11 protein-coding genes are annotated in these 15,074 nt (G+C 72.8%); 9 read left to right on the forward strand and 2 right to left on the reverse strand.

What is annotated here, in order from left to right:
* Window positions 1–107 precede the first annotated feature (107 nt).
* On the forward strand, window positions 108–1,364 hold the full coding sequence (locus BCD49_RS22005; RefSeq protein ID WP_071041845.1) for a glutamate-5-semialdehyde dehydrogenase: 1,257 nt from the start codon (window positions 108–110) through the stop codon (window positions 1,362–1,364).
* 248 nt (window positions 1,365–1,612) lie between these two features.
* Complete coding sequence (gene aceB, locus BCD49_RS22010; RefSeq protein WP_083401612.1) at window positions 1,613–3,256, forward strand: malate synthase A; 1,644 nt, start codon at window positions 1,613–1,615, stop codon at window positions 3,254–3,256.
* A gap of 18 nt (window positions 3,257–3,274) precedes the next feature.
* Here aceB and BCD49_RS22015 read toward each other — a convergent pair whose 3' ends face one another.
* Window positions 3,275–4,324 carry an alpha/beta hydrolase family esterase gene (locus BCD49_RS22015; protein WP_071041846.1) on the reverse strand — a complete coding sequence of 350 codons (1,050 nt, stop codon included), beginning with the start codon at window positions 4,322–4,324 and terminating at the stop codon, window positions 3,275–3,277.
* A gap of 69 nt (window positions 4,325–4,393) precedes the next feature.
* Here BCD49_RS22015 and BCD49_RS22020 point away from each other — a divergent pair, with 69 nt between their 5' ends.
* The 6 genes from BCD49_RS22020 (at window position 4,394) to BCD49_RS22045 (ending at window position 12,025) form a co-directional block, all read left to right on the forward strand.
* On the forward strand, window positions 4,394–4,894 hold the full coding sequence (locus tag BCD49_RS22020; RefSeq protein WP_007514038.1) for a MarR family winged helix-turn-helix transcriptional regulator: 501 nt from the start codon (window positions 4,394–4,396) through the stop codon (window positions 4,892–4,894).
* Between the two features lie 165 nt (window positions 4,895–5,059).
* Window positions 5,060–5,950 carry an AAA family ATPase gene (locus BCD49_RS22025; RefSeq protein WP_071041847.1) on the forward strand — a complete coding sequence of 297 codons (891 nt, stop codon included), beginning with the start codon at window positions 5,060–5,062 and terminating at the stop codon, window positions 5,948–5,950.
* Between the two features lie 36 nt (window positions 5,951–5,986).
* Window positions 5,987–7,408: a vWA domain-containing protein gene (locus BCD49_RS22030; protein ID WP_007514036.1), complete on the forward strand. Its 1,422-nt coding sequence runs from the start codon at window positions 5,987–5,989 to the stop codon at window positions 7,406–7,408.
* A 118-nt stretch (window positions 7,409–7,526) separates the two neighbouring features.
* A complete protein-coding gene (locus BCD49_RS22035; protein WP_083401613.1) occupies window positions 7,527–8,612 on the forward strand; it encodes a DUF4349 domain-containing protein in 1,086 nt (361 codons plus the stop codon).
* Between the two features lie 112 nt (window positions 8,613–8,724).
* Window positions 8,725–10,431 (forward strand): DUF885 domain-containing protein, encoded by a 1,707-nt coding sequence (locus BCD49_RS22040; protein ID WP_071041848.1) that lies wholly within the window; start codon window positions 8,725–8,727, stop codon window positions 10,429–10,431.
* 130 nt (window positions 10,432–10,561) lie between these two features.
* Entirely contained in the window at window positions 10,562–12,025 is a 1,464-nt protein-coding gene (locus BCD49_RS22045; protein ID WP_007514031.1) for a DUF4349 domain-containing protein, read from the forward strand.
* Window positions 12,026–12,255: 230 nt separating this feature from the next.
* Here BCD49_RS22045 and pgm read toward each other — a convergent pair whose 3' ends face one another.
* The gene (gene pgm, locus BCD49_RS22050; RefSeq protein WP_007514029.1) at window positions 12,256–13,932 is read right to left on the reverse strand and encodes a phosphoglucomutase (alpha-D-glucose-1,6-bisphosphate-dependent); all 1,677 of its coding nucleotides are present in this window, start codon (window positions 13,930–13,932) and stop codon (window positions 12,256–12,258) included.
* 526 nt (window positions 13,933–14,458) lie between these two features.
* Here pgm and nadD point away from each other — a divergent pair.
* A complete protein-coding gene (gene nadD, locus BCD49_RS22055; RefSeq protein WP_007514027.1) occupies window positions 14,459–15,064 on the forward strand; it encodes a nicotinate-nucleotide adenylyltransferase in 606 nt (201 codons plus the stop codon).
* Window positions 15,065–15,074: the final 10 nt, after the last annotated feature.

The following is a 15,074-nucleotide window of genomic DNA, read 5'->3' on the forward strand; positions in this document are numbered from 1 at the left end:
CAGCGCCGCGCCGGTTCGGCATGTTCGCTGATCTTCGGTCGGCCGTTCGGTGGACCGCGATGCCGGCTCAGGGGTGACCCCTGGGGCCCGGTGAGAAGGGAACGGTCATGCAGGTCTCCGCGGAGGACGTCCGAGCAAGCGCCGTGCGCGCGAAGCGGGCCGCGGCGGCGCTGGCCCCACTGTCGCGGGCCGCGAAGGACGCCGCGCTGCTGGGGATGGCGGACGCGCTGCTGGTGCGCGCCGAGGAGCTGCTCGCCGCCAACGCCGAGGACGTCGCCGCCGCCCAGGCCGCCGGCACGGCGGCCGCGATGGTCGACCGGCTCACCCTCACCGAGGCCAGGCTCGCCGGGATGGCCGACGGGTTGCGCCAGGTCGCCGGCCTCGACGACCCGGTCGGCGAGGTGATCCGCGGCCGGGTGCTGCCGAACGGGATGGAGCTGCGCCAGGTGCGCGTCCCGCTCGGCGTCGTCGGGATCATCTACGAGGCCCGGCCGAACGTCACCGTCGACGCCGCCGGGCTGTGCCTGAAGAGCGGCAACGCCGCCCTGTTGCGCGGCAGCGCCTCCGCGGTGCACTCCAACATCGCGCTCGTCGGCGTGCTGCGCGACGCGGCCGAGGCCGCGGGGCTGCCCGCCGACGCCGTCCAGCTGGTCCCCGGCGTCGACCACGAGTCGGTCAAGCACCTCATGCAGCTGCGCGGGCTGGTCGACGTGCTCATCCCGCGCGGTGGCGCGGGGCTGATCCGCGCCGTCGTCGAGGAGTCGACGGTGCCGGTGATCGAGACCGGCGTCGGCAACTGCCACGTCTACGTCGACGCGGCCGCCGACCTCGACATGGCGGTCGCGATCGCGCTCAACTCGAAGACCCAGCGGGTGTCGGTCTGCAACTCCGCCGAGACCCTGCTCGTGCACGCCGACGTCGCCGRCGAGTTCCTGCCCCGGGTACTCGGCGCGCTCACCGAGGCCGGCGTGACGGTCCACGGCGACGACGCGGTCCGGGCCGTCGCCCCGGAGGCCCTGGCCGCGACCGAGGACGACTGGGGCGCCGAGTACCTCTCGCTCGATCTCGCGGTGAAGGTCGTCCCGTCGCTGGACGCCGCCGTGGAGCACATCCGCGCTTACGGCACCGGCCACACCGAGGCGATCGTCACCCGCTCGCTCGCCGCGTCCCGCCGCTTCATCGCGACCTGCGACAGCGCCGCCATCATGGTGAACGCCTCCACCCGGTTCACCGACGGAGAGCGGTTCGGCATGGGCGCCGAGATCGGCATCTCCACCCAGAAGCTGCACGCCCGGGGGCCCATGGGCCTGCCCGAGCTGACCTCCACCACCTGGGTCGCCATCGGCGACGGTCACCTCGTGTAGCGGCGAACCCTGTTCGCCGCCCTCCGGGCGGCTCCCAGCGGCCACACGACGATGTCTGCCCAGGGGGCGCGACCCCCTGGAACTCCCGATGTCGGGCTGCGCCCGACGAGCAGGTGGATCTTCTTCCCTGACCTGCGAACAGCTTCATCGTGTCCGAGTCCAGGCGTGGCGGATATATCTCCGCGCCGGGCATCGGTTTGGGTCCTGGGCGGCCAGACTGGAGCGGGTAGCCAGGGACGGAGGGCGTGATGGGTGTGACGGGCGGGTTGCGAGGGGCGACGAGCGACGGGGTGAGCGTCGAGCGTGCCGTGCGAGGGCTCGCGGCGGACGACGCGGCGGAGCTGGCCGGCGAGGTGCTCGGCGACGGGGCGGTCGCGTTCGTCGCCGGCCTGCAGCGCACGTTCGGCCCCCGTCGCCGGGAACTGCTCCACCGGCGGGCCCAGCGGCGCGCCCTGATCGCCGCCGGCGGCACGCTCGACTTCCTGCCCGAGACCGCCGACGTCCGGGCCGGCGACTGGCGGGTCGCACCGCCGGCGCCGGATCTCACCGACCGCCGCTGCGAGATCACCGGCCCGACCGACGCGAAGATGGTGATCAACGCGCTCAACAGCGGCGCACGGCTGTTCATGGCCGACTTCGAGGACGCCAACGTCCCCACCTGGTTCAACCTGCTGGACGGCCAGCGCAACCTGACCGCGGCGATCGCCGGCACGCTGACCTTCACCAATCCCGACGGCCGCTCCTACCGGCTCGGCGAGCAGACGGCCACCCTCGTCGTCCGCCCACGAGGCTGGCACCTGCCCGAGCGGCACGTGCTCGTCGACGGCGCGCCGATGTCCGGGTCGCTCTTCGACGCCGGGCTCTACCTGTTCCGCAACGCGCGCACGCTCGTCGACGCCGGCCGCACGCCCGCGTTCTACCTGCCCAAGCTGGAGAGCCACCTCGAGGCCCGGCTGTGGAACGACGTGTTCACCGCCGCCGAGGACGCGCTCGACCTGCCGCGCGGCACCATCCGGGCGACGGTGCTCATCGAGACGCTGCCCGCCGCGTTCGAGATGGAGGAGATCCTCTACGAGCTGCGGGAGCACTCGGCCGGGCTCAACGCCGGCCGCTGGGACTACATGTTCTCCACCATCAAGACGTTCGCGTCGCGGCCGGCGGAGTTCCTGCTGCCGGACCGCGGCTCGGTGACGATGACGGTGCCGTTCCTGCGGGCGTACACCGAGCTGCTCGTCGCCACCTGCCACCGTCGCGGCGCGCACGCGATCGGCGGCATGGCCGCGTTCATCCCGTCCCGGCGGGATCCGGAGGTCAACGCGGCGGCGCTGGCGAAGGTGCGGGCCGACAAGGAGCGCGAGTCGGGAGACGGGTTCGACGGCAGCTGGGTCGCGCACCCCGATCTGGTGCCCGTCTGCACCGAGGTCTTCGACGGGGTGCTCGGCGACGCGCCCAACCAGCTCGCCCGCCAGCGCGACGACGTCCACGTCACCGCCGCCCAGTTGCTGGACATCGCCGCCACCCCGGGCGAGATCACCGAGGCCGGCGTGCGGATCAACATCAGCGTCGGCCTGCGGTATCTGGAGGCCTGGCTGCGCGGCACCGGCGCCGTCGGCATCGACAACCTCATGGAGGACGCGGCCACCGCCGAGATCTCCCGCAGCCAGCTCCACCAGTGGGTCGCCGCGGGCGCGAAGCTCGCGGACGGCCGGGTCGTCACCGCGGAGCTGGTCCGCGCCGTGCTCGCCCAGGAGGTCGAGCGGCTGCAGGCCGCCGGCGGCGCCGAGGCGTTCGCGGCCGGACGGTGGAAGGACGCCGTCGAGCTGTTCGAGCAGACCGCGCTCGGCGAGCCCTACGCCGAGTTCCTGACGCTGCCCGCCTACGACCGGATCTGACCCTCGGGGGAGGGCCGGTCACCGGCGGTGGTGGTCGAAGAAGTCGAGCACGGCCTGGGTCGCCGGGAAGGTCCGGCCGGCCGCCGAGTTCCCCACCGCCGATGGGCGGTCGCTGGACGCAGCCGGTCCGCCCGGCCAGACATGAGTGCCGCCGTCCACCGTCACCAGGTCCACCTCGATGTCGCGGCCCGCGGCGCCCGCCCCTGCGCAGCCAAGATCGCGTCGCTGGCTGACACCGACCATCAGAGTCGTCGGTCCGGAGGCCGGGCGACAGCCGTAGCTCTGGACGAAGGTGTCCAGCCGGTTGACGTTGTCGGCGTAGGGCGCCGTCGTGTCCGCCGTCCCGTTGATGGCGAGTACCGACGGCCCGGAGCCGGCCGCGACGGCGGCGGCCGGGCAGGTCGACGGCGGAGTGCCCGACACCAGCGCGACCGCCGCGAACGGGAAGGGCGGGCGGCAGGCGAGCAGCCCGGCGAAAGCGCCGCCGTTGGAGTGGCCGGCGGCGTAGATCCGGTCCGGGTCGACACACAGCCGCGAGGTCAGATCAGTCAGCAGCGCGTGCGCGAAGCCGTAGTCGTCGGCGGCGCCGTCAGTCCCGAGGATGTTCCACTTGGTCGGATCGCCGAGAGCGGCGGGGGTGACCACGATGTATCCACGCGCGGTGCCGGTGGCCGCCAGCAGCGTGCTCGCTTCCTGGTCGCGCACGCTGCCGCCGAACCCATGGAAGTCGAACACCAGCGGACTGGCCGTCGTGCCCCGATAGCCGTCCGGCAGCGCCAACAGGTAGGAACGATCGACCCCGCCGTAACGGAACGCCTGGGTACCGGCGGCGGACGGCGCCGGGCGGGCGGGTGCACAGCTCGCCGTCGCGGCGCCGGCCACTGGCGTCGCGGCGCCGGCCACCGCCGTCGCGGAGCGAGTCACCGGCGCCGCCCGCTCGGGGGTGCCAGCGCAGCCGGCGGTGATCATCGTCGCGAGCGCCGCCGCCGCGAAGGCGGCGCATACCCGCCGCCGAGGACCGCTGCCTCGGGCCGCCACCCCCGCCTGGTCGATCGAGGTGACCGTCATGCGTGTCATTTCGACAGAATAGTCAACCAAGATTGATAGTCAACGGCGGGTGTCTATTAGGCTGGGGCGGTGGGATCCAACGGAGAACCATCCAGCGAGCCGGATCTCGGGCTGCGGCTCTCGTCCGCCCACCAGGTCTGGCGGGCCCGCACCGAGGTGGCACTCGCCGCGGCCGGCCATGACGACCTGCGGCTGGCGGATCTGCAGCTTCTGCGACTCGTCGAAGGGGGCGTGGCGTCTGTCGGCGAGTTGGCCACCCTCTTCTCGGTCACCAAGCAGGCGGTCAGCCGTGCCGTCGACACCCTCGCCGCGGCCGGCTACCTCGACCGGTCGATCGACGTGGCCGACCGGCGACGGGTCCTGCTCGCGTTGACACCGCGCGCCGAGAACGCCATCGCACAGGTCCTTCGGGCCCGGGCCGCCGACCTCGACCGGCTACGGGCCACCCTCGGCCCCGACGGCGTCACGGCCCTGTGCGACGGCCTTGCCGCCGTGGTCGCCCTCGAGCCGGAGCAGGAGATCACGATCGCGCTGGCCCGCCGGCTGCACGCGACGGACGAGCCATCCTGACGAACTCTGGCTGGCCGATCGTTACCCGTCCGAAACATAACCGTCCGCACCCCAACCATCCGGACTCGTAGCAGTCCAGGTATCTGGCGGTACGCACTGGCAATATAGGACGGACGGATAACGGATCCGAGGGGATCAAGCGGACGTAGAGCGGGGAAAAGTCCCATGTCGTTGCAGGAACACGCCTTCGCCGACGTCGCGGATGTGCGCGGCCGTCTGAGGGAGACAGGCTACCTCRCCGACGAGGCGATCGCCACCACGGTCTTCCTCGCCGACCGGCTGCGCAAGCCACTGCTGGTCGAGGGACCGGCGGGCACCGGCAAGACCGAGCTCGCCAAGGCGCTTGCGGCGTCGGTCGGCGCGGAGCTGATCCGCCTGCAGTGTTACGAGGGGCTCGACGAGGCGCGCGCGCTGTACGAGTGGAACTACAAGAAGCAGCTGCTGCGCATCCAGGCCGCCTCCGGCGACAGCTCCGCGGCCGCCGACTGGCGTTCGACCCACGACGACATCTTCAGCGAGGAGTTCCTGCTGGCGCGGCCGCTGCTGTCCGCGATTCGCCGCGAGGAGCCGACCGTGCTGCTGATCGACGAGACCGACAAGGCCGACGTCGAGGTCGAGGGCCTGCTGCTGGAGGTGCTCTCCGACTTCCAGGTGACGATCCCCGAGCTTGGCACGATCCAGGCGACGCGCCGGCCGTTCGTCATCCTGACCTCGAACGCGACCCGCGAGCTCTCCGAGGCGCTCAAGCGCCGCTGTCTCTACCTCAACCTCGACTACCCGTCGGCGGCCCGGGAGAAGGAAATCCTGCTGGCCCGGGTGCCGGAGCTGCCGGAGCAGATGGCCGAGGCGCTCGTTCGGACGGTCCGCTCCCTGCGGGCGATGGAGCTGAAGAAGGCGCCGTCGATCGCAGAGACGATTGACTGGGGCCAGACGGTGCTCGCCCTCGGCTTCGACTCCCTCAACGAGGAAGAGGTCAAGAGCACCCTCGGCGTCGTCCTCAAGCACGCGAGCGACCAAGCTCGCGCCATCAGCCAGCTCAAGCTCGGCGCCAACTGACCGGCCCGCGTTCCCGCGAGCAGTGAGGGGCACGCGATGAACCTGGTAGACCGCATCGTCGACTTCACCGCGGCGCTGCGGCGCGCCGGTGTGCCGGTGAGCACCGCGGAGACCGTCGACGCGTCGCGCGCCGTCGGCGCGGTGGGCTGGCTGGACCGGGAGGCCGTCCGCGCGGCATTCGCCACCACGATGTGCAAGCGCCCGCTCTACCGCAACGCCTTCGACACCCTGTTCGACCTGTACTTCCCGCCGCGGATCGGCGACGGGGTGGCCGGCGGGGCAGACGGCATGCCTGGCGAGGGCGAGGGCGAGCCGAGCGACGAGTCACGCGACCTCACCCCCGAGGAGCTGGACGCGCTGCGCAAGGCGATGCGCGACCGGCTCCAGCAGGCGCTGCTGGACGGCGACGACGACGCGCTGCGTGAGCTCGCCCGCCAGGCGGTCTCCAATTTCGGCTCGGCGCCTGCCGGCGGGCAGAACGGCAAGTCGTGGTTCGTCTTCCGGGTGCTGCGCGCGATGTCGCCGGACACGCTGATCGCGGCGTTGCTCGCCGCGATGCTCGGCCCCCAGGACAAGGGCGGCCTCGCCGAGCGGATCGCCCGGCAGACCATCACCGACCGGATCCGCTCCTTCGAGGAGATGGTCCAGAGCGAGATCCGCCGCCGGATGGCCGAGGAACGCGGCCTGGAGGCAACCGAGCGGACCGCCGTCAAGCCGCTCACCGACCAGGTCGAGTTCCTGCGGGCCTCTCACCAGGACCTCGTCGAGCTGCGCCGGCAGGTCTACCCACTGGCGCGCCGGCTCGCGACCCGACTGACCGCCAAGCGCCGCCTCGGCCGCAGTGGCCGGCTCGACTTCCGCCGCACCGTGCGCGCCTCGCTGGCAACCGGCGGCGTCCCGCTGGAGACGAAGCACCGCCCGCACAAGCCGCACAAGCCCGAGTTGGTCGTGCTCTGCGACGTCTCCGGCTCGGTCGCGTCGTTCGCGCACTTCACCCTGATGCTCACCCACGCGCTGCGCGAGCAGTTCTCCAAGGTGCGCGCGTTCGGCTTCATCGACACCACCGACGAGATCACCCGTTTCCTGCGCGGCGTCGACCTCGGCGACATGATGGCCAAGATCGCCAAGGAGGCGGACCTGGTCTGGTTCGACGGCCACAGCGACTACGGACACGCCTTCGAGGTCTTCGCCGAGAAGTATCCCGACGCCGTCGGCCCGAAATCCTCGCTCCTGATCCTCGGCGACGCCCGCAACAACTACCGCGCGACCGCGGCCGTCCCGTTCAGGCGCCTCTGCCAGCAGGCCCGGCACGCCTACTGGCTCAACCCCGAGCCCCGCTCCTACTGGGGTTCCGGCGACTCCGCCACGACGGCCTACGCCGACATCGTCGACGAGATGGTCGAGTGCCGAAACGTCGAACAACTCGAAGCCTTCATCGGACGCCTGCTACCTACCTGATCCGCCCCGCTCGTGGATTCCGGCGACTCCCCGTGAACCAACTGCCGCCAGGCGGCGTCGAAACGGCTGACGACGCGACGCCGCGGGGCGGTGGATCGAGGGGAGCGGGGCATGGCCATTGGCGAGGCGGAGGAGATCCGGGAAGAACCGCCAGGTAGCGGATCCGAGAGCGTGGACGTGGCCATCTCACGGCGGGGGCGGCGGGGGCGGCGGGGGCGGTCCGGGCGGCGCGTCACCCGCCGGGGTCCAGCCGAGGATCGTCTGGAACGGGGCAATGAGTGTCGAGGTCCCGGCCGGCTCCGTCGAGAGCACGATCAGCAAGATCTCCGCCGCCGCTCAGGAACTCGGCGGCTATGTCGGCGAGAGCCGGGTCAGTGGCATCTCGTCGACGACCGACGATGCCCACCAGCGCGCGACACTCACCGTCCGGGTTCCGGGCGGCTCGTTCGACAGGTTGCGCGCCGCCGTCCGCGGCGTGGGCACCGTCAGCTCGGCCACCACGTCGTCAAAGGACGTCACCGGCGACTACGTCGACCTTCAGGCACGTCTTGCCGCGCTGACCGCGACCAGGGCCACTTTCGTGAGCCTGTTCGATAAGGCGACGACGATCGGCGACATTCTCACGGTGCAGCAGCAGATCACCACCGTGCAGACCCAGATCGAGCAGATCCAGGGACAGCTGACGGTGCTCACCGACCAGAGTGATCTGGCGACGCTGACMATCGAGGTCGTCGAGCAGGGCGCGAACTCGACATCCAAGAACGGCTTCGTGCGCGCCTTCGGCACCGCCTGGCGCAGCTTTGTCTACTGCCTCCAGGGGATCGTCTCCGCGCTCGGCGTGATCGTCGTGTTGCTCCTGATCGCCGGCGCCAGCTACCCGCTCGTTCGTGGCTACCAGGCGATCCGCCGCCGCGCCGCCGCTCGCCGTCCCGGCTGGCCCGATGCGGGCGCCGGCACCTGGGCCCCGCTACCCCGGTACCCGGGCCCCGTCCCGACGCGCGTCGGCACTCCGGCCGGGACAGCCCCGGCCCGGACAACGGCGGCCGGGACAACGGCGGCCGGCGGGAGCACCCCCACCGGGGCGAGCGCACCGGTCGGGGCGAGCGAGCCTGCCGCTGGCCTGGCCGACAAGCCCGAGACCGACAAGCCCGACACCGCGAAGCCCGGAACCGTGAAAGCGGACGCCGAAGAGCCCGGCGCCTGACCTGGGGTCCGATCGCCCGCGGGCGGCGCCTGCTGTGCGGTGACGAGGCACCGCCCGCGCAAGCCATACAAACCGATGGGGCCTGGTGCGACCGACCGGCTAGGTTCGGGGCATGACGCGTCCGGGGGCGGCGGCGGAGTTCACGGTGGTCGCCGACGGAGTGCTGGAAGATCTGCTGACGCGGCGGCCGACGTGGGCGAGCGCGCTGGGCGACCACCGGTTCGACGACCGGCTCGACGACCTCGGACCCGAGGCGCAGCGCGGGTACCTCGCCGCGGTGCGGGAGCACCGGGCGGCGCTGGGGCGGGTCGACATCGCCGCGCTCGAGCCCGAGGCAGCGGTGGACGCCGCCATGCTGGGGGAGTTGCTCACCGCGGCGGAGTTCGACGCCGCCGAGCTGCGCGCCCACGAATGGAACCCGCTCGTCCACCTGCCGGGCCATGCGCTGCACGGCCTGCTGGCGCGGCCGTTCGCGCCGGCCGGAGACCGGCTGCGCCTGCTCGCCGGCCGCCTTGCCGCGCTGCCCGACGCGCTGGCCACCGCCCGCCGCGTCCTCGGCCCGATGCCGCGGGTCCACCTCGAGACGGCCGTGGACCGGGCCGCGGGGCTCGCGGGCCTCATCCGCGACGACGTCGCGGCCGCGCTCGCCGAGGAGCCTTCGCTGCGGCAGGTGGTCGAGCCGCCGCGGGCAGCGGCGCTGCGGGCCGTCGGCGAGTTCGGTGACTTGCTGCGCGCGAAGCTGCCCGACCAGGCCGGGGCCGCCGACCAGGCCGGGGCGCCCGCCGAGGACGACGCCGCCCTCGACGAGGTGACCAGCCTGGGGGAGCGCGGTCCTCGGCTCGGCCAGGCGCTGTGGGAGCGGACGCTGGCGCACAGCCTGTCGAGTGATCTGACGTCCGCGCAGGTGGTCGCCGCGGCGCGCGAGCATCTCGACCGGGTGACCGAGGAGATTACCGAGGCCGCCGCCAGATACCTCGGGGAGCGGCCGGGCGCGGACGTGGTCCGGCGGGCGTTGGACCTGGTCGCCGCCGACGCGCCCGACGACGCGACGGTCGTCGCGGACATCCGCGCCGCGCTCGCCGACATCACCACCTTTCTCGCCGACGTCGACCTGGTCAGCCCTGTCGACGACCCGCTCGACATCGTCGTCATGCCGGAGTTCGCCCGCGGCGTCTCGGTGGCCTACCTCGACACGCCCGGTCCGCTGGAAACGGCGCCGCTGCCGGCGTTCTATGCGATCGCGCCGACGCCCGAGCGCTGGTCGGACGAGCGGAAGCGTTCGTTCTACCGGGAGTACAACCGCGCCGCCCTGCGTAACCTCACCGTCCACGAGGCCATCCCAGGCCATCACCTGCAGATCGCCGTCGACCGCCGTTTCCAGGGACCGACCAGGGTGCGCGCCGCCGCGCAGTCAGGATCCTTCATCGAAGGCTGGGCGGTATACGCGGAACAGGTCATGGCCGAGGCGGGCTTCGGTGGTCCGGCGGTGCGGCTGATGCAGCTCAAGATGCAGCTGCGGATGACCATCAACGCCCTGCTCGACCACGGTGTGCACTGCGCGGRCCTGACCAGGGCCGAGGCGATGGCGCTGATGATGAACCGCGGCCTGCAGGAGGAGGGCGAGGCATACGGCAAGTGGCGCCGCGCCCTGCTGACCTCGGGGCAGCTGTCCACCTACTTCGTTGGCTGGAAGGAGATCACCGAGCTCCGCCAGGCCCTTCGCCCCGCCCCCTCGGCCCTGYGCGCCTTCCATGACGAGCTCCTCGCCCACGGCTCGCCCCCGCCCCGGCACCTTCGCGCCCTGCTGACGTCCACCTGACCCGTTGGTCCGGTCCGGACGCTGTCCGCCACCCGACAGCGCCGGAATGCGCTGGATAGGTGAAACCGATCGGGGGCGGGGCGCGTCCAACGCCTGCGAGGTGCCGCGAGGCACGGATCGGAGGGCAGCGATGGCGGCGGACGAGGGGCTGGGCACCCGGGTGGAGCCGGGGTCCGATGTGGGGGCGGGCGGCGCGGGGGGAGCCACGGCGACGCTGACGAGGGAGGCACCCGCGCAGGGCCCCGCCGAGACCTCGGCTCCCCGTGCGGCCCGGGCAGCCACGCCGGGCGGTGTGTCGGCTCCACAGGCCCCACGGGCCGGTGACGGGGCGCTGCGGGCGGGCTGGCTCGCGGCGCGCGCCACGCACGCCGCCAGGCGTCAGGACGACGCCGGGGGAACGCGGATACCGCTCGGCGGAGGGCGCCAGCTGCGGGTGAGCCGGCGCGGCGCCCTCGTCGGCGCGGTGGTTCTGGTCATCGTCGTCCTGATCGTTGTCGCGTTGGGCACCGCGGGCGACGGCGGCCGCACGTCGAGCTACAGCCTGCCGGCTCCGGCCGCCGTCAAGCCCGACACCGCCGCCGGAAGCGGGTTCGCCGGCAGTGACAGCGCCGCCGGCGTCGGCAGCGCCGCCGGCGCGGGTAGCGCGGAGCGTGCCGCGCCCGCCGCCTCAGCACCATCCCTCACGGGGCCTGTGGAGCCGGGCCCCGTACCCGCGGGCGGCTCCGGCGCCGCCCGCCCGGCAGGGGCTCAGCCACGGATCGTGTGGACCGGGTCGATGAGCGTCGAGGTCCCCGCCGGCGCCGTCGAGCCGACGATCCGCAAGATCAGCGCCGCGGCCGAAGGGTTCGGCGGCTACCTCGCGGACAGCCAGGTCAGCGGCACCGCCGCGACGGGCGACGACGACCGGCAGGGCGCGACCATCACCATCAGGGTGCCGGCCGCCTCGTTCACCAAGCTGCAGAACGCCGTCGGTGACGCGGGCACCGTCCTCACCTCGACCATGAGCTCCAAGGACGTCACCGCCGACTATGTCGACCTCGAGGCCCGTCTGGGCGCGCTCGGGACGTCGCGGGCCACCTACCTGACGCTGCTCGGCAAGGCGACGACCGTCGGCGAGATCCTCCAGGTGCAGCAGCAGATCGACGGGGTGCAGATCCAGATCGAGCAGCTCGAGGGCCAGCGCAAGGTGCTGGCGGACCAGAGCGACCTGGCCACTCTGACGATCGACCTCGCGGAGACGGGCGCCCCGAGGGACGAGCCGAAGGACGAGAACGGCTTCGTCCATGCGCTGCGCACGGCCTGGCACGACTTCGTCTCCGGTCTGGAGAAGATCATCTCGGCCTTCGGCGTGATCGCGTTGATCGTTCTCGTCGTGGCCGTCCTCTACCTCCTCTACCGCCTGCCCCGCGCCCTGCGCCGCCGCGGCGACGCCCCCCGTGCCCGCTCCACGGGCGGAGGTACCAGCGGTCCGGGGAGCGCCGACGGAACGGACGGATCGAGCGGAACCGGCGGAACTGCTGGATCGGGCGGTGGCTCCCCGACTGCCGCCGCCCCCGCCGCCCCCGCCGACACGGCGGCCGGCTCCAGCGGCTGAGAGAGCCGCCGCCTGAGACGACGCGGCCTGCCCGGCCTCGGTCCGCGGGTGTCCCGGACCGAGGCCCGGGCTTCGGGGCTGTGCGGGTGGCCTTCCCGCCTCGGCGATGGGCGCGGCCGCATGGCCGTGGGCGGCACCGGATCAGATCTCGACCGGGTGGTTGGAGCGGATGACACGTGGGTGGTGACCAACCGGTGGCGCGCGACGGCCGCCCGTCGGCGGGGGTGGCGTCAGCCGCGGGCGAGGGCGGCGTCGACCATGGCCTGGGCCTCGGCGAGCACCGAGTCCAGGTGGGCGGGGCCGCGGAAGCTCTCGGCGTAGATCTTGTAAACGTCCTCCGTGCCGGACGGACGGGCGGCGAACCAGGCGTCGTCGGCGACGACCTTGATGCCGCCGATCGAGGCCTCGTTGCCCGGCGCGTGCGTGAGCGTCGCGACGACCGGCTGGCCGCCGAGCGTCGCCGCGCCGAGCGCCCGGGGGGTGAGCTTCTTCAGGACGTCCTTCTGTGCCACCGTGGCGGGCGCGTCGACCCGGCGGTAGGCGGGGGCGCCGTACCTCGCGGTCAGCTCCTCGTAGAGCGCGCCCGGGTCACGGCCGGTGACCGCGGTGATCTCGGCGGCCAGCAAACAGAGGATGAGGCCGTCCTTGTCGGTCGTCCAGACGGAGCCGTCGGACCGCAGGAACGACGCCCCGGCGCTCTCCTCACCGCCGAAGCCCAGGCTTCCGTCCGTCAGCCCCGGCACGAACCACTTGAACCCGACCGGCACCTCGACGAGGTCGCGGCCAAGCCCCGCCGCCACCCGGTCGATCAGGCTCGAGCTGACCAGCGTCTTGCCGACCGCCGCCGCCGGAGCCCAGTCGGTGCGGTGCGCGAACAGGTAGGAGATCGCGACCGCGAGGTAGTGGTTCGGGTTGAGCAGGCCCGCGCCGGGCGTGACGATGCCGTGCCTGTCGGCGTCCGCGTCGTTGGCGACGGCGATGTCGAACCCCAACCGGTCGTCCGCCGGGGTCGCCCCCGTCAGGCGCAGCAGCGAGGCCATCGCGTACGGGGACGACGGATCCATCCGGATCTTGCCGTCCCAGTCACGGGTCATGAAGCCGAACGTCGGGTCGATCGTGTCGTTCACGACGGTCAGGTCCAGCTGGTAACGCTCCGCGATCGCCTGCCAGTAGACCAGGCTCGCCCCGCCCAGCGGGTCGACGCCGACGCGCACCCCGGCACCCCGGATCGCGTCCAGGTCGACGACGCCGACCAGGTCGTCGACGTAGGCGGTGACGTAGTCGTGCACGGTCGCCGCGGCCCGCGCCTTCTCGTACGGCAGCCGGCTCACCCCGGCCAGGCCCGCGGCCAGCAGCTCGTTCGCCCGGTTCTGGATCGCGGTGGTGACCTCGGTGTCCGCCGGCCCGCCGTGCGGTGGGTTGTACTTGAAGCCGCCGTCCGTCGGCGGGTTGTGCGACGGGGTGACGACGATGCCGTCGGCCGCGCCCGGCCGGGCGGAACGGTTGTGGGTGAGGATCGCGTGCGAGATCACCGGCGTCGGCGTGGCCTCGCCGTCCGGGGCGATCCGGATGTCGACGTCGTGGGCCGCGAGCACCTCCAGCGCGCTCGCCAGCGCCGGGGCGGACAGGGCGTGCGTGTCCACCCCGATGAACAGCGGCCCGTCGATGCGGGCCGCCGCCCGGTACTCACAGATCGCCTGGGTGGTCGCCAGGATGTGGTCGGCGTTGAACGAGCCGTTCGTCGACGTGCCGCGGTGCCCCGACGTGCCGAAGGACACCCGCTGGGCGGGGTCGGCCGCGTCCGGGTGGACGTCCTGGTAGGCGGCCAGCAGCGCGTCGAGGTCGACGAGCTCCGCCGGGTCCGCCGGCTTGCCCGCGAACGGGCTGACGCCGGGGCTCACCGCCACGGCCGGCTTCGCCGGTGCGCGAGCGGACGGCCCGGCCCGGAGCCGGGCGCCGGGCGCGGCGGAGCCGGGTCGGGCCGTGCGGCCGACACCGGGCGGTTGGACCCGCCGGGGCGCGCCGGACCGGGCCTGGTCGTGTGGCCTCCGGTAAAGCGCGAACCGGGCACCGACATCGTCGGCCTCCTCGTCACCAGCGCGGAGCGGACCACGCGAGCCCGTCCTGTACCGCCAGGTCAGGTGCCCCGTCGGTGCCAGCCTTTGTGACAAGTACCTCCGTGGGCGTCCCCGAGCCTAGCTGCCAGGACCCGTCCTGGTGGGTCTCTTGGGAGTCGACGTGGTTACCAACCGGTGACCCCGCCCCTTCCGGTTCGCGGCCCGGCAGGCATCCGCTCCCGATTCGGGCGCCTGTCGACGGGTATGGCGCCGGTCACTCCGGCTGGCGGACGTGCTCCGGGGAGGGCACGTCCGTCGGGCGTGGCGTTACTGTCCGGCAGTGCTGACTAAGTCCTCGGCCAGGCGGCTGGGGGTGATGGGTGGGACGTTCGACCCGGTGCACAACGGGCACCTGGTCGCCGCGAGCGAGGTCGCCGCGCTGTTCGCTCTCGACGAGGTGATCTTTGTTCCCAGCGGTCAGCCCTGGCAGAAGGCCGACCGGGAGGTGTCCGCGGCCGAGGACCGCTACCTGATGACGTTCCTCGCGACCGCAGGGAACCCGCAGTTCACGGTCAGCCGGATCGACGTCGACCGCGGCGGCCTGACGTACACGATCGACACCCTGCGCGACCTGCGCGCGCTCTACCCGGACGCCGAGCTTTTCTTCATCACCGGCGCGGACGCTCTCGCCCAGATCCTCACCTGGCGCGACGTACACGAACTGTTCCGGCTCGCGCACTTCGTGGGTGTGACCAGGCCCGGTTACCAGCTGGCGTTCGACGCGAGCCTGCCGGCGGACTCCGTCAGCCTGCTGGAGGTGCCCGCGCTGGCGATCTCGTCGTCCGACATCCGCGACCGGGTCGCTCGCGGCGCGCCGATCTGGTACCTGACGCCGGACGCCGTCGTGCGCTACATCGCCAAGCGCGGCCTCTATCGTGCCCACCACGACCGGCCTCTTCCCATGCCGCCGGCCTCGGGCTGATGTGCCGGGG

It is taken from the genome of Pseudofrankia sp. EUN1h, from assembly GCF_001854645.1.
GTDB classification, from domain to species: domain Bacteria; phylum Actinomycetota; class Actinomycetes; order Frankiales; family Frankiaceae; genus Pseudofrankia; species Pseudofrankia saprophytica.

What these genes read in the sequence shown, in the direction of transcription:
- aceB (WP_083401612.1), top strand. Translation starts at nt 1,613, where the DNA reads ATGGGTGTGACGGGCGGGTTGCGAGGGGCGACGAGCGACGGGGTGAGC.
- BCD49_RS22015 (WP_071041846.1), bottom strand. Translation starts at nt 4,324, where the DNA reads ATGACGGTCACCTCGATCGACCAGGCGGGGGTGGCGGCCCGAGGCAGC.
- BCD49_RS22030 (WP_007514036.1), top strand. Translation starts at nt 5,987, where the DNA reads ATGAACCTGGTAGACCGCATCGTCGACTTCACCGCGGCGCTGCGGCGC.
- BCD49_RS22045 (WP_007514031.1), top strand. Translation starts at nt 10,562, where the DNA reads ATGGCGGCGGACGAGGGGCTGGGCACCCGGGTGGAGCCGGGGTCCGAT.
- nadD (WP_007514027.1), top strand. Translation starts at nt 14,459, where the DNA reads ATGGGTGGGACGTTCGACCCGGTGCACAACGGGCACCTGGTCGCCGCG.